This window comes from Paenibacillus sp. PK3_47 (assembly GCF_023520895.1).
Taxonomy (GTDB): Bacteria; Bacillota; Bacilli; order Paenibacillales; family Paenibacillaceae; genus Paenibacillus_AQ.
Genome location: NZ_CP026029.1, coordinates 3,488,447 through 3,502,717, shown reverse-complemented (window position 1 = coordinate 3,502,717; position 14,271 = coordinate 3,488,447). Strand labels below are relative to the sequence as shown.

General features: G+C 45.4%; 14 protein-coding genes. 5 read left to right on the top strand and 9 right to left on the bottom strand.

The features are described 5' to 3' along the window. Positions 1 to 11: 11 nt before the first annotated feature. On the bottom strand, positions 12 to 1,325 hold the full coding sequence (locus C2I18_RS15600; protein WP_249896697.1) for a hypothetical protein: 1,314 nt from the start codon (positions 1,323 to 1,325) through the stop codon (positions 12 to 14). A 282-nt stretch (positions 1,326 to 1,607) separates the two neighbouring features. On the opposite strand from C2I18_RS15600, the gene arr reads away from it, so the two are divergent. Further along, positions 1,608 to 2,027 carry an NAD(+)--rifampin ADP-ribosyltransferase gene (arr, locus tag C2I18_RS15595; protein ID WP_249896696.1) on the top strand — a complete coding sequence of 140 codons (420 nt, stop codon included), beginning with the start codon at positions 1,608 to 1,610 and terminating at the stop codon, positions 2,025 to 2,027. On the opposite strand, the gene C2I18_RS15590 is transcribed toward arr, so the two are convergent. Beyond that, positions 2,018 to 3,013 (bottom strand): tRNA dihydrouridine synthase, encoded by a 996-nt coding sequence (locus tag C2I18_RS15590; protein ID WP_249896695.1) that lies wholly within the window; start codon positions 3,011 to 3,013, stop codon positions 2,018 to 2,020. The genes arr and C2I18_RS15590 overlap by 10 nt on opposite strands. A gap of 144 nt (positions 3,014 to 3,157) precedes the next feature. On the opposite strand from C2I18_RS15590, the gene C2I18_RS15585 reads away from it, so the two are divergent. Continuing rightward, positions 3,158 to 4,435, top strand: coding sequence for a C45 family autoproteolytic acyltransferase/hydrolase (locus C2I18_RS15585; RefSeq protein ID WP_249896694.1), 1,278 nt, complete (start codon positions 3,158 to 3,160; stop codon positions 4,433 to 4,435). Positions 4,436 to 4,484: 49 nt separating this feature from the next. Here the strand turns inward: C2I18_RS15585 and C2I18_RS15580 are convergent, their stop codons facing one another. From C2I18_RS15580 to C2I18_RS15560, 5 genes are all read right to left on the bottom strand, one after another. Further along, positions 4,485 to 5,579 carry a sensor histidine kinase gene (locus C2I18_RS15580; RefSeq protein WP_249896693.1) on the bottom strand — a complete coding sequence of 365 codons (1,095 nt, stop codon included), beginning with the start codon at positions 5,577 to 5,579 and terminating at the stop codon, positions 4,485 to 4,487. Then, on the bottom strand, positions 5,576 to 6,292 hold the full coding sequence (locus tag C2I18_RS15575; RefSeq protein ID WP_249896692.1) for a response regulator transcription factor: 717 nt from the start codon (positions 6,290 to 6,292) through the stop codon (positions 5,576 to 5,578). Before C2I18_RS15575 ends, C2I18_RS15580 begins: the two co-directional genes overlap by 4 nt. Before the next feature lie 70 nt (positions 6,293 to 6,362). Continuing rightward, a complete protein-coding gene (locus tag C2I18_RS15570) occupies positions 6,363 to 7,298 on the bottom strand; it encodes an ABC transporter permease (protein ID WP_249896691.1) in 936 nt (311 codons plus the stop codon). Next, positions 7,295 to 8,218, bottom strand: coding sequence for an ABC transporter ATP-binding protein (locus C2I18_RS15565; protein ID WP_249896690.1), 924 nt, complete (start codon positions 8,216 to 8,218; stop codon positions 7,295 to 7,297). Before C2I18_RS15565 ends, C2I18_RS15570 begins: the two co-directional genes overlap by 4 nt. Before the next feature lie 202 nt (positions 8,219 to 8,420). Continuing rightward, positions 8,421 to 8,780, bottom strand: coding sequence for a winged helix-turn-helix transcriptional regulator (locus C2I18_RS15560; RefSeq protein WP_249896689.1), 360 nt, complete (start codon positions 8,778 to 8,780; stop codon positions 8,421 to 8,423). A gap of 180 nt (positions 8,781 to 8,960) precedes the next feature. Between C2I18_RS15560 and C2I18_RS15555 the strand changes: the two genes are divergently transcribed. From C2I18_RS15555 to C2I18_RS15545, 3 genes are all read left to right on the top strand, one after another. Continuing rightward, positions 8,961 to 9,494 (top strand): NAD(P)H-dependent oxidoreductase, encoded by a 534-nt coding sequence (locus C2I18_RS15555; protein ID WP_249896688.1) that lies wholly within the window; start codon positions 8,961 to 8,963, stop codon positions 9,492 to 9,494. Between the two features lie 93 nt (positions 9,495 to 9,587). After that, positions 9,588 to 10,481, top strand: coding sequence for an ATP-binding cassette domain-containing protein (locus C2I18_RS15550; protein WP_249896687.1), 894 nt, complete (start codon positions 9,588 to 9,590; stop codon positions 10,479 to 10,481). Next, positions 10,478 to 11,254, top strand: a complete 777-nt coding sequence (locus tag C2I18_RS15545) for an ABC transporter permease (RefSeq protein WP_249896686.1) — start codon at positions 10,478 to 10,480, stop codon at positions 11,252 to 11,254. Before C2I18_RS15550 ends, C2I18_RS15545 begins: the two co-directional genes overlap by 4 nt. Positions 11,255 to 11,630: 376 nt before the next feature. On the opposite strand, the gene C2I18_RS15540 is transcribed toward C2I18_RS15545, so the two are convergent. After that, the gene (locus C2I18_RS15540) at positions 11,631 to 12,233 is read right to left on the bottom strand and encodes a response regulator transcription factor (RefSeq protein ID WP_249896685.1); all 603 of its coding nucleotides are present in this window, start codon (positions 12,231 to 12,233) and stop codon (positions 11,631 to 11,633) included. After that, positions 12,214 to 14,037: a sensor histidine kinase gene (locus C2I18_RS15535; RefSeq protein ID WP_249896684.1), complete on the bottom strand. Its 1,824-nt coding sequence runs from the start codon at positions 14,035 to 14,037 to the stop codon at positions 12,214 to 12,216. The genes C2I18_RS15540 and C2I18_RS15535 overlap by 20 nt, the downstream gene beginning before the upstream one ends. Positions 14,038 to 14,271 lie beyond the last annotated feature (234 nt).

Genomic DNA, 14,271 nt, shown 5'->3' with positions numbered 1-14,271 from the left:
CAATCTTATGATTACCCGGTGAACGGGCTTTTCAGCAATCCCAGTGCTACACGCAAGAGCTTTAGTTTGTATAGCTCCGGATTCATTCGATATTGCTCATATTCTCTTCTCTTCACAAAGATTTCGGCAGCCTCTTCGGGATGCTTCTCTCGTGTATCGTGATACCATTGCAGCATTCCCGGAAGACTCTCGTAAGCTTTGAGCTCTTGACCGGAGAGTTTCTTGTCCGTTAGTATGTTGTATTCTTTAGGCATAATCCCCATGGGAAAATGACTCGCTTCTCTTTCTTCATGGACCTGAGTCAGACCGGCAGCTTCAGACCACTCCGATTCCAACAGCGTAAGTACAGCTTCCAGCTCCTCACTATGCCAGCCCGTGACGGTTACCCTCTGTCTACCGATTTCAAAATTGACTAAGCTATCCAAAATATGAATCTCATCCAGGCAAAGCTGTTCCCTGCGGTCTGCCGGAAGGCTGTCCAATATTCCATCCTGCGTGTTTATCCGGTTGATAACAGTTGTACCTTCTTCAGGATTGGCCGCCGGCATCAGAATATATTCATTCCCCAAGCCCAGCAGCATTTTTTCGAGCAGTTCAGGCGACTTACAAGTATACTCCCGTGTTACATAAATTTTCTCTCTCATGTCCGCAAGGTTACTAACCGGATTTTTGGGGCTTTTATTTATTCTGTCGCATAATACAAGTATTTCCGGATAGCTGCGGGCCAGAATGTCTGAAGGAGACAGCTTCTGTCCTGAAGCCTGGGCCTGTTCTTCCTGCAGACGCTCTACCCGGGACATTACTTCGGCTGCTACATCTGGAGAGCCCCACATAAACACTCCATGAATACACCAATCGTCAAAATATGGCTCAAGCATGCCTACCGATACCGTCCAGGGAGGAAGCTTGGGCATCGTTTCACTGTAAGGCATACGATACCTTTCTTTGGACCAGATGTCTTCAATCACGCCGCCTTGTTCATATTGATCCACCAGCTGATAGCAGGACACCTTCATTTCCCGCCATCTTTCAAGCATCTCCCGGTCTTCTCCGGAGTACCTCTGGCCTCTCTCTTGCAGGAACCAGTCTATTCCGCGCAACCCGTTGTCATATACACGAAAGAAATACACATGCATGTCCCCGGCACCGTCTCTGAAAAAACCTAAAGAAGAGTCGAAGGGTTTGATTTTTTGATGGTCGAATGTCCATTCTCCGCCTTGTTTTTGAGCCATAAAGGTATACAGGTCTGTAGTCAATTTCTGTTTCCGGTCGAAAAAGTGCCGCGCCTTCACCTGTTGACTCTGATCCTCCGATTGCTTACGCAAACAGCACTGCTTATACTTTTTTCCGCTTCCACAGGTACAAGGGTCATTTCTTCCTGTCATGTTACACTCCCCTAATCATCTAGACTAAGTCTGAAATAGACGTTATCTTCAGCAGCAGACAGCACACAGAATGCAAAAAAAGCGATGGACACCCTCCACCGCCATCCGATCTTCTTCTCTACTTTAATTATACTTCGGTTCATAATGAATTTACAGACTACATTTTTGCGGGTTCGCACCCTATACTAGGGTATACCAATCGCAAAGAAGAGGTGGATCCATATGAGTAGTAACCAAAACGATGTGCTGGATAGAGGTCCTTTTTTTCACGGTACGAAGGCCGAGCTGAAGCTTGGAGATTTGTTGGAGCCTCAATACTTATCCAATTACCAGAACAAAAAATCCAACTACATCTATTTCACGGCTACGTTAGAAGCTGCCAAGTGGGGTGCCGAATTAGCAGCTTCTGATGCCAAAGAAAGAATTTATATGGTAGAACCCTTAGGCGAGTTTGAAAATGACCCGAACGTAACGGACAAAAGATTCCCCGGTAACCCGACACGCTCCTACAGATCTAAATCACCACTCAAAATCATAGCCGAATTGGGTTTATGGGAAAGACACTCCGACGACCAAATTCATCATATGGTGGAATCCATCCAAAAGCTGCATGAAGACGGGAAATTCGTCATTTACGATTGATCCTCACGTTCCTCCGCCTCATCCTGCGCCTTGCTTGCAAATTCATCGAGCAGCGCACGCACTTCACTTGTGGACCTGGTGTTCATTAAGGTATTTCTTAATTCACCTGCTCCGCGGAAACCGCGGACATAGATTTTGAAGAACCGCTGCAAAGGCCGGAACGAACGTGCCTCCAGTCCTGAATATTGATCAAAAAGATCCAGATGCAGCCGCAGCAGATCCAGCAGCTCTTCGCTGCTGTGCTCCTGCGGCTCTTTCTCAAACGCAAACGGATTCTGAAAAATCCCGCGCCCGATCATTATCCCATCCACACCATACTCTTCAGCGAGTTTAAGGCCAGCCTGACGGTCCAGAATATCTCCATTAATGGTCAGCAGTGTATTTGGTGCTATCTCATCACGCAGCTTTTTGATCTCCGGAATCAGTTCCCAGTGGGCAGCTACTTTGCTCATTTCTTCTCTTGTGCGCAGATGAATGGACAGATTCACAATGTCCTGCTGCAAAATATGGGTTAACCAGCCGCGCCATTCGTCGACCTCCGTGAAGCCAAGTCTTGTTTTGACGCTGACAGGCAGTCCGCCGGCTTTGGCAGCCTGGATGATCTCCGCGGCAAGTTCCGGACGGCAGATCAGGCCGCTTCCCTTCCCGTTCTCCGCTACATTCGCTACAGGGCAGCCCATGTTAATGTCGATGCCTTTGAAGCCTTCTTTGGCCATCCCGATGCTCATCTCTCGGAAAAATTCCGGCTTGTCCCCCCAGATATGCGCTACCATCGGCTGTTCATCCTCTGTAAACGTCAGACGCCCGCGCACCGCATGGTTTCCCTCCGGGTGGCAATAGCTCTCTGTATTCGCAAACTCCGTAAAAAACACATCCGGTCTGGCCGCTGCACTTACAACATGGCGGAACACAACATCCGTCACATCTTCCATCGGCGCCAATATAAAAAACGGGCGCGGCAAATCACGCCAAAAGTTATTTGTCATTTCTAAAACCTCACTATACATACATCATATTAAACCTTCACAGTACCTGTTATGATCTAGGCACCTAAACCAGTATATCATAATCCCGGGAGAAGCATACTTCCCCCGTATAGTTCGCCTCTTGGCGGCGGAATGGAGATGAATATGAAGAAATATTTAAAGTTAAGCACATTCATCATTCTAATTGTACATCTAGCTGGCTGTACTGCCGGTAAGGAAGCTGCAGTACCCAAAGAACCTGTTTCAGTGGTCAATAAAGGCAGCCACTTTGAGGTGGTGCTTGATTTTACTGCGGGTACATCACATTATGATATGGGCAAGGCCTATGGTGCGGCGATTCTGCAAGCTATGCCTCAATATGAAGCCCTTCTCGATTCCTATTTAGCGGAAACGGCCAAGAGCAGCCAAGACCTTGACTACCTTTTAGCAAGAGTTAATGATATCAAACCTCAGCTGAATCCGGATTATGTCGATGAAATTGAAGGCATTGCCTCCAATTTATCAGGAATGACCCAGAATAGCAGAGGAGACGGGAAGCTTTCTGCCGACGAGCTTTTTCTGATCAACCTGTTCCCGGATGTTGCAAGAGGAACTCAATGTTCAGCACTTAGCGTATATGGTCAAAGGTCGGAGACTCAAGAAACCATGACAGCGAGAATTCTGGAATGGTATAGCGGAACACAGAACCAGCTTTCCCGTCTACAGGCTGTAGTAACGTACAAGAATTCTGACAAATCAATGGTTACGATCGGGTATTTGGGATATATGGGAACGATCTCAGGATTTAATGATGATAAGGTATTCGGATCGATTCTGGATGCAGGGACGGGGCTTATGTATTCTTCCTCATCGAAATATTCTTACCCTATGGATTTGCGGTATGCGCTTGAACATTATCAGACGATAGATGAGGTTGCTGATTATCTGAAATCGCCTGACCGGACGTACGCTTTTAGCCATTTGATATTCCTGAGTGATCCGTCGGTAAGCAAAGTCCTGGAAAACAATGTAGCAGGGAGAACCAACAGTATTCGTGGCCTCCGGACAGAACAGTCCAAATTTAACGGGAAAATCGCCTGGGATATTCCTGACTCCATAGGAACCGTAAACTCATTTTTGCTAAAAGGTAATTTCAATAATCACTCCTATTTCCTGGGCAACACTGCAAGATTTGAAAGTATGAAACAGGAACTCAAGTCCAAAGGAGAAGAAGTTTCGCTGGATGAACTGAAATCCATTGCTGCCTACTACAGCGGGGAAGAACCACGGGAGCAGACGGATGGTGATCTGTACACCCTCGGGACCCAACAAATCATTATTTTTGAGCCAGGTAAGCTGAATCTGGAGGTATTCTTCAGGCCGGTAACGAATGCGCTGCCGACTGTACCCCGGTTTGAAACGATAACTGTGGATTTTGAATAACCGGATAAACATGGACTGGTATAAAAAAGAAGCAGGCCGTTTATAACGTTCAGTCAGTTCCTGAATGTTGACTGTGAGGCAATTGAACGGTAATCGAGGTACCCTGCCCTACTTTACTTTTGACCTCGATGGTTCCTTGATGTGCGGTGATGATCTGCTGTACAATCGCCATTCCTAATCCCGTGCTTCCTGCGGGGGTATCCGTTGAAGTTCCCCGATAATACCTGTCAAATAGACAGGCGATACTTTGTTCATCCATGCCTTGTCCGTTATCTGTGATCTGTACCTGGACATGAGAATTACCCTGGATATGCACAGTGATGGATGTACCTGCCGGATTATGAACCATTGCATTTACAAAAAGGTTTGAGAAGGCTCTTTTCAGCAAACCGGCATCCCCCATAACATACAGGGGTTCTTCTCCACCCAATATTTCAAAGTGATTGGCTTTATTCAGAGGCATATTGGCTGCTTCTGCAACCGTTCTGCGAATGAACTCCACCAGCTCAATTTTTTGTGAGGAAACCTTAAAACCAGCGGACTGATCCATCTGGAAGGCCATTCCAAGGTCATGAATAAGTTCTTCCATATAGGTTGATTTATCCCGGATCAATTGCAAAAACTCATTTTTCTCCTCTTGGTTCCATTCATGTTCATCTGATAAAAGCATATCCGTATAACCCGAAATATAAGACAACGGGGTCTTCAAATCATGTGTGACGCCTGCCGCCCAATCCTGTCTCAACTGTTCGAACTCCTGCCGTTTCCGTTCATTTTCCTGCAAGGCCAGGGACAGAGATTCAAGATTGGCGTAGACCTCCCTGTAAAGACGGCTGGAAAAGGAGAAATGACGTTTTTTCCTGTCATGAACCAGAAACTCCCCGCAGGATAACTTGTTGATTTTCACTAAAATATCAGCCATCGGCCGCGCAACATAATAGCCATAAAACAAACAGTACAGAAGGTAAGCCGCAATAATGATCACTGTTGTCAGATTCACGAAAAAGAGCTTTTCCGGTTGCTTCAGCACAACAATATAAAAAACCGCCGGCAGCGAGACGGTCAAGAACAGCAGGATCTGATGTACGATAAAGCTCAATGTAAAACGGACCACCAACTTGCCATTTGTAAAATTCACTCTCATATCAAGTCACCCTTTTGGGGAGGGACAAACTTGTAGCCAATCCCTCTTAGCGTAACGATCAGAGAGGGCTGTTTGGCATCCTGCTCGATTTTTTTACGCAGGCGCATGATATGAATGGCAACTGTCTTCTCGTCTCCGATGCTGTCATAACCCCACACATGCTCATACAATTGTCCTGCAGTAAATACCTGATTGGGGTGGTCAGCCATGAATAGGAGAAGCTCAAACTCTTTAGCCGGGCAAGCGATTTCCTCTCCATTCACCCATAACTGGGCAGCTTTCTTATCAATCACAACAGAACCGAAGCGATAAATCTCCGTGTTATGGGCAGCAGCTTGATATTGTTCCAACCTTCGGAACTGGACATGGATCCGTGCGGCAACTTCCAACGGATTAAACGGCTTCGTAATATAATCGTCCCCTCCAATCCCAAGTCCGGTCAGTTTATCCAAATCACTTGAGCGGGCAGTGAGAAACAGGATAGGGACGGCGGTATACTGGCGGATTTTTTGACACAATTGGAATCCGTCCGTATCAGGCAGCATGACATCCAATACAATCAAGTCATACGGATGATGGCTTATTTTGGCCAAGGCTTCCTGACCCGTAAAGGCACTGCTGATAGCCGTATAACCTTCCTTGCGAAGGATGGTTTCCAGCATCTTGACAATGCCGGGTTCGTCATCAATGATGAGTATTTTTTGTAAACGCAACCTGCCTTCCTCCTTTTTCGCCAGGGTGGTTTCTATTTTCTATTATCTAACGAAATGTACTACATGACCACTAAATCGATACGTCGCGTTTCTTGAATACGAACCAGCTTAGAAGTGTCAGCGCAGCGATGTATACAAGCATTACGGCGATGGAAAAGTTCAGCGTCATTTCGGGTCTTGCTGGAAGATGGTAAATGTACAGGCTGATATCGCTGTTGGCAAACGGAAGGTACTTTAACCATTCCATTGTTGCTGTGGCTTCAATCATGGAATTGCCCACAATCATAATGAATAACGATATTCCGAGCGCCAAAACACTACTGCGTAAAACCGCCGATACTGCGAAAGCGAGGGTGACATAGCCCATAACCGGAAAAATACTTAACCCGTACATTGTTATGATCTGTACCAGAACATTCCGTTGTACCACTTGTCCATGCTGGTTCAAGAATAAATCAGTCGTGTGGATGCTGCCCCATCCATACAACAAAGCGTTCGCGGCATAACCGCATATAACCAACAGCATCAGCATAACGATGGCAAACAAAGTCACAGCGATATATTTGGAAAACAAAATTTTGGCACGGCTGTGCGGGCGGATCAGCAAAAGTTTCATCGTTCCGTTTGTATATTCCCCGGCTACCATATCTGCAGCAATGATGATTGCGAAAACGACAACCATTTCGATTAAACCGGAGAACGTGAGCAAAGCTGTCCACGGATTATTAGAGGGTTCAGGCAAGTTGTTTTCAAGGCGGTAATTTGCAATTTTCAGCTTATTTTCTGCATCGGCACGTAACATAGGGGATAGCTCCGTAATTTTCAAACGTTCTTCATACTTCTGGATGGCTTGAGTAGTTTCTGCCCGCCAATCCTGGGAATTCGTGTTGCTGATTTCACCTAAGACCGAAGAACCTATAGTGATGGCAAAAAGCAGCAGCAGAAAAATCCATGTCAATTTCCGGCTGTATATTTTCATAGTTTCGTTGGCAACCAGTCCGCTCATTGTTTCCCCTCCGTGATCTCTAAAAATTTCTCCTCCAAAGACTGCTCATGCACTTGAATGCTGTACACTTGGATGCCTGCTTGCATAAGGAGCTTATTGACGGCTGGTATTTCATCTTTGTTCAGCGAAATCAATAACTGCCCCGGTTGTCTTGCCGGCAGGGCTGACTTATTTATAGTGGCTATCAGCCTTTGTGCCTGTTCCATTTGGGAAGGTTCAATAGTGACGCACACATAAGAACTTCCGCTATGGACAAAGTCCCGTATGCTTTGAATACGGACCAGCCTTCCCTTTTGCAGAACACCCACCCGGTCACACATCAGTTCCATTTCGGAAAGTAAATGGCTTGAAACAAAAACAGCAACGCCTTCCTCATGAGCGAGTCTTTTCAAATAGTTGCGCAATTCGTGAATCCCGGCGGGATCCAGCCCGTTCGTCGGCTCATCCAGAATAAGAAGAGATGGACGGTGCAGAAGCGCTTGAGCGATACCGAGCCGCTGCCTCATGCCTAAAGAATAGGTTCTTACTTTGTCATGAATGCTGTCCTTCAGCCCAACGAGTTCCACAATTTCTTCAATGCGGGTTTTGGTAACGCCGGGAACCATCCGTGCATAATGCTTTAAATTTTGATACCCTGTCAAATATTTATACAAATCCGGATTTTCTACAATAGCTCCTACATTCCGGATCGCTTTGTTGAAGTCTTTGGTAATACTGTGTCCCATAATGAGAATGTCTCCCTGGCTGATCTTGATCAGTCCTGCCATCATGCGGATCGTGGTCGTTTTCCCTGCTCCGTTGGGACCCAAGAAACCAAATACTTCTCCGGCTGGAATATCGAACGAAAGATCATTCACGATCGTCTTTTTCCCGGCTCTTTTTGTTGCGTGTTGAAACTGTACTACCCGTGTCTGATTCATAAATTCATTTCCTTTCTATCTCGCTAAAATACTTCCCGGCTTTTTCAAGCCAATTATAAAAATCGGAAGTAAACGGACGGTAAACGGGGAACCAACATGCCACAAACATTACAAAGAGCGGATAGCCCCTCTGCATTGGTCCGAACTCTTTATCTCATCCGGCTTGATAGCATAAAAAAAGGACCTGACTTTTAGTCAGGCCCTAACCATTACGCTCATCCTCCAGCAAAACAATCTCTTCCCCTTGCTGCTGCCTTAGTTGAATATTCTCTTTGCCCCAAGTACACATGACATCAATGATTCTATTGGCAGTAACTCCATATTCCGTAAGGCTGTATTCGACTTTTGGCGGCATCTGCTGATAGACATACCGTATTACGAGGCCGTCCCTTTCAAGCTCACGAAGCTGCTGGATCAGAACCTTTTGGGAAACCCCGGGAATATGGTGCTGTAATTCGCTTGTTCTCTTTGTGCCGGACATTAGTATACATATGATCAACGCTTTCCATTTCCCGCCGATAATTTCTAGCGTTGCCTCTATGCCCAGATGATATTGCTTCATAATTATTAACACCTCGTCTATGCTGGCTTATAAACCAGTCTAAATCATTATTATCGCATTTCTCTTTTGTACCAGTCCAGTACACACTTTGAAGTAACCACCTTACTTTATTGTGTGTATTTTCTTTTCCTGAGGCCTGCAACATAATGTTGATATCAACTGGTTAAAGGAGATTACGTAATGAAAACACTGGTGATTATAGCACACCCCAATCTGGAGGTTTCAAGGGTAAACCGGCGATGGACAGAAGAACTGCTGCAGTATCCAAACGATATTACCATCCATGAGCTTTACAAAGAGTATCCTGACTGGAGTATTGATGTTCCCGGAGAGCAGCAGCGATTAGAAGCCTATGACCATATTATTTTTCAGTTTCCGCTTTATTGGTACAGTTATCCGCCTTTATTAAAAAAGTGGTTTGATGATGTCTTTACTTACGGCTGGGCTTATGGATCAACAGGTGACAAGCTTAAAGGGAAAAGGCTGGGACTTGCCATGACCATCGGCGACAAACAGGAAAGTTATCTGCCGGAAGGCCCTGTTTCTTTTACCGTGGATCAAGTGACCGCACCCTTCAAAGCCAGTACCAGACACGTGGGCGCAGCGGCACTCCCCTATTTTGCTGTCTTCGGGGCTTCATTTCAGGCCAGCGATGAGGACATCAATCAAAGTGCAAGGGAGTATATCCACTATATCTTTAAGTATCAGCAATAACCAAGCCGTCCAACTTTGCACAAATTACTCATGCCCCAGGCTCCTGATTCATATAAAATAGCTCTTGTAAGCAACGAAAGGAGCACATCTACTATGATCTTAAACTTGCAGGACGTATCCGTACGCTACCATAAAGCCCATACCAATGCGGTTACCAAAGCCTCCTTCTCTATTGAGGACAACCGAATTGTATCGATTGTGGGCCATAACGGAGCAGGAAAAAGCACACTGATTCAGGCCATTATGCAAAACTTAAACTATGAAGGCTCCATTACCTATGGTTTTAACAAAAAGGAGCTCTATAAATACATCCGGGTGCAGACGCAGACGTCTACGTTCGAAAAAAACGCCAAGGTGAAGGATATTGTACAGCTCTACATTGAACTGCTGGACAGCCGGGAAACGGTGGATGAGCTTCTGCAGAGTGTACAAATGTTACCTTTTAAAAATTCATACCTGGAGAAACTCTCAGGCGGGGAAAAGCAAAAAATCGCGGTGCTGCTGGCGACCATCGGCAATCCCAAGCTGATTATTCTGGACGAGCTGACGACAGGGCTGGATGTGATGTCCCGCAGAATGATCTGGGATTTACTGAACAAAATCCGCAAGGAGAAAGGCGTCAGTATGCTGCTCACCAGCCACTTTCTCGATGAAGTTGAATACTTGTCCGATTATGTGATCGTCCTTGAACAGGGCAAGGTCAAGCTGCAAGGGACGGTTCCTGATATCATTGGTAATGCTTTTGCGAATCAAAAGATAGCGACCTGTCTTGTGGATTCCAGCTTCCGATTCTCCTCTCTTAAATATGCGTATAAGCAGCACAGCAATAAATTAATGATTGAATACGACGAAGCAAACGAGAAGGATGTATTTGATAACTTGAAAATATGCGGAGGCTACGATATCCAGCTGCAGAAGAGGACGTTCGAGGATGCTTTTCTGCAGATCATCGGGTATGAGCTGGATGAGAAAGGAGACACCAAATGAAACCGGTAATCAGCTTAACTAAATATAATTTCAAACTGTTATTTAGAGATAAATCGTCTGTACTCATGGCCTTTTTGATGCCGATCGGCTTCTATATTTTATTCGGATATATGCTGCAAAATGTGGAGTTCAGCGGCTCAGCCTTATCCGATCTGCTCGTTCCGCTGTACATCATCATTATTATAGGCAATGCGGTCATCAGTGTGTTTGGTTCGTTTTATGTGCAGGCGAGGGAAAGCGGGAATCTGCAAAAATTCAAGTTCATGGGTGTTAACGAGCTCCGCTTCTCCTTCACTCTATTTATGGCTACCTTTGCTTTTCAGCTGACCGTCATTTTTGCTTTTGTTGTATTTACTTACTTCTATAATGGAACTGTATTCCCGGTGCAAAATATCATCCCGGTTCTGGTTACCCTTGCCGTCATTGAGATTTTTCATTTTGCAGTTACATTCTTTCTGACTTCAATTTTAAGAAAAGCTTCGATTTATAATCCGGTCTCCTTGGCTTTTTATATGTACCAGATGTTCCTGGGCGGCTTAACGTTCCCGATCGAAATGTTTCCGCAGTTTTTGCAAAAGCTGGTGTATTACATTAACCCGGTCATCTACGGACGAAATGCACTGCTGGCGGCGTGGACTGACAATCCTGCAATCGGCGATGTGGTTAAAGACAATGTGATTCTGCTCGCTATCTCTGCTCTACTCGTCATCCTGGCTATCTGCGTTCAGCGCTTTATTTTTTCGCAAAAGACATCTGCAGTGTTGGCTCAATAATACCTATAAAAAGGGCATCCATAACGGATGCCTTTAGCGTGTTGAGAAACCCGGATCTCTTAAGGGTCTTGGGTTGCTTTGCTGTATTTCCATGTCTGCGGACGCTGCACCCGTTATCTGTCTCGTCCTCTTTCGTACGCTAACGGACACTGCGTCCGTTATTTGCCTTATATAGCCCCGTTTCCATCGCTAACAGACCGTAGTTCCTTTATTCCGCCGAATGTTGGGTAAAATACGCCCCTTCGGATGAAATAACGGATCTGGGGTCCGTTAGGATACCAAAACCCACCTCTAGCGCAAAATAACGGATCTGAGGTCCGTTAGCATTAGCCTACCCAAGTCATTAATAGGTTCTGGTGCGCGTGCCGGGACTTTCTCAACGATTGCCCGACAGCTTAATGATGCCAAGCTCAATCCCTTTCACAATAGCCGCCACGGTGGAGTTCACCATGAGCTTATCGTTAATCGACATTAGATGATTGTTCACTGTGCGTCTGCTGATAAACAGCTTATCTGCGATCACCTGCTGCGTGTCCCCGTTACTGGCATACTGCAAAATTTCCTTCTCGCGCGGGGTCAACTCCTCAATAACATCCTCAGCATCATTCTCCATGAAGATAGTGCCCCCTTGATGGATATGCTTAATGTTATCAATCAGATTTTCAACGGACATATTTTTATCCAAAAAGCCCTTAGCCCCCATGCGTTTCGCTTCCAGATGGTATTCATGCAGGTTGTATCCGGATAGAAAAGCGACCTTCAGCTCAGGGTAATGGTATAACACCTCCCGGCATACATCCAGTCCGCTATACGTCCCCATATGAATATCCAATAAAACCAGGTCAGGCTGTTCCTGCTGCACAATGTCAGTGATGTTGTCTGGTGTCTGGAAGCACAGGAATTCATCTACATGATTGGCCATGACAATTTCCAGGCTTTTGGCGAAAAGTTTATGATCATCAAATAATAGTACCTTCATGTGTTCTCCTTGGAAGTTTTAATGTGAACAATTTATAATCCTCATGCTGTGCCCATTCAAAAGCTCCGCCAAGTGAACCCGCCTGATGCTTCAAGCTGGAAATCCCCAAATGCTTAATCTTGACTTCCATGTCCTCCTGCTTGATGGGTTTGCCATCCTCTTTCACTTCCATCATCCAATGCTCTGCGGAATACAGATGTATCCATATATGATCCGCCTCCGCATATTTACAGGTGTTCGCCAGCAGTTCCTGTAACGTACGGTAAAATAAATACGCAGACTGCTCATCCATTTGCTCGAAGATTTCATATTGAATATGGGGATGTGGAATGGTACCATACCGCTTACGCATTTCATCCAGCAGGATATGAATATTCCGCTCAAAAGACAGATCCGCAAGTGTAGACGGATAAATCTCATGCATTTGCGAGCGTATCGATGTATTCAGGTCTGCCAAGGTTTCAACCGCCAGCTCCTTCAGTGCAGACTGTTCCGTGGGTAAGGTGGCAACGATATTTTTAGTCGCAATAATGTTTTGGAGAATATTATCGTGCAAATAATACGTCACCTCTTTACGGAAGCTCAACTCCTTACTGAAATCCCCGCTGTGTTCAGCATCCGGCAGTTTCATCCTGCGCATCTCTTCCCATTGGTTAAGCTTATTCTGCATATAACGGGCCAGAGCAAATGCCGTATAGTAGTGCCCGGGCGTAAAGGACTGGTGTGTATGGGTTTCATGAATCATCAGCAGGACTTCTCCGGCATAAAGAGACTTGCCCGGCTTAAAGCCAGGTTCAACAAAGACTCCACTGGTATACATGACTTTGTGTTTATAGATGATTTTGATGCCGTCATTCGGAAAAACAAGGGCCAGCTTGGAGTCAAACCCGGACCAGGACAACTCCTTTTCCTGCTGGCTTAGTGCATCCTCCCATTTTTTCACGAACCAGTCATTGAGCCCGCTCTGGAGTACCTCATACTTCGCATGAAGTACCTTATGTATCTTGAAGCATGCTGCAAAGGCCATCACTAACAACACCAGGCTGCCTGTTACATACAATGCAAATGGACTGCTGCTACCCAAGTACACCTTGTTATAGCTGGCTATGGAGTAGCCGAATAACATAACTATCATACCTACGAAAATAATAGACTCTGAATACAAAAAGCGGAATAACACCCGGCGCATTGACGTGGACACCACATAGAGAACGTAGATTAAAAAGCTCGTCGGCAATGTAAAAATGGTGTTTTCCTGATAAGGCAAAAGAAAAGATGAGGCACAAGCTATAATCGCCAAACTATGTAATAACCCTAATATAATCACATTTAATCTTTGCATCGTATTCAGCTCGGCATGCAGCACCATCACGATGGTGTACAAGGTGCAGACCGTAAATAATAACGCCGGATGCAGAGTAACTGCCATCACTATACTGGCTGACGCAACGGCATAATATAGCCTCTTGGTCCAAGGCTGAATGGCCTTTTGCCTCATATAATAAATCGCAGCTGCGATAAAAAGAAGCGCTGAGCTATAGAATAAATAGGCATGGCTGGCATACAACAAAAACATCCACAAGAAAAGATGAATGGGCACGTAATATTCCGGCTTGGCACCCTTGGCCAAAAATAAATAGAAGCAGAGCAGTATATTCCCGATCACAAATACAAAAAGGTAATGCGCCGGAAGAGCGATCACCTTATTTTGAAATAAACCAATCAAAGCTAATACAGCTGAATAAATAAAAAACAGCATTTTCGTGCCGGCCGGAATACGGGTTCCGGATATCATATGTGGCATTGGTGGGCTCCTGGTTTTCTATATAGATTGAAGGATAGATTTTTCTATTTTGGGATTAGGGTGGCTCCAGAGAATGTTTGGACTTCCGGCCGCTGTTGTCCCCAGATTTCTTGATTTGTACCGCTTGTATCGGTTGAAATCCGGTGACAAAGGCGGACGCTAGCGCTCCTGCAGTTCCAAACTTCTCCTCCGCCACTTTCCCCTAATATCACATTTATGGGTTCAATCTATATA

Coding starts and splice junctions, on each gene's coding strand:
- C2I18_RS15540 (WP_249896685.1), bottom strand. CDS start 12,233: ATGAAGGTACTATTATTTGATGATCATAAACTTTTCGCCAAAAGCCTG.
- C2I18_RS15590 (WP_249896695.1), bottom strand. CDS start 3,013: ATGACAAATAACTTTTGGCGTGATTTGCCGCGCCCGTTTTTTATATTG.
- C2I18_RS15550 (WP_249896687.1), top strand. CDS start 9,588: ATGATCTTAAACTTGCAGGACGTATCCGTACGCTACCATAAAGCCCAT.
- C2I18_RS15535 (WP_249896684.1), bottom strand. CDS start 14,037: ATGCCACATATGATATCCGGAACCCGTATTCCGGCCGGCACGAAAATG.
- C2I18_RS15580 (WP_249896693.1), bottom strand. CDS start 5,579: ATGAGAGTGAATTTTACAAATGGCAAGTTGGTGGTCCGTTTTACATTG.
- C2I18_RS15555 (WP_249896688.1), top strand. CDS start 8,961: ATGAAAACACTGGTGATTATAGCACACCCCAATCTGGAGGTTTCAAGG.
- C2I18_RS15570 (WP_249896691.1), bottom strand. CDS start 7,298: ATGAGCGGACTGGTTGCCAACGAAACTATGAAAATATACAGCCGGAAA.
- C2I18_RS15560 (WP_249896689.1), bottom strand. CDS start 8,780: ATGAAGCAATATCATCTGGGCATAGAGGCAACGCTAGAAATTATCGGC.
- C2I18_RS15585 (WP_249896694.1), top strand. CDS start 3,158: ATGAAGAAATATTTAAAGTTAAGCACATTCATCATTCTAATTGTACAT.
- C2I18_RS15565 (WP_249896690.1), bottom strand. CDS start 8,218: ATGAATCAGACACGGGTAGTACAGTTTCAACACGCAACAAAAAGAGCC.
- C2I18_RS15545 (WP_249896686.1), top strand. CDS start 10,478: ATGAAACCGGTAATCAGCTTAACTAAATATAATTTCAAACTGTTATTT.
- arr (WP_249896696.1), top strand. CDS start 1,608: ATGAGTAGTAACCAAAACGATGTGCTGGATAGAGGTCCTTTTTTTCAC.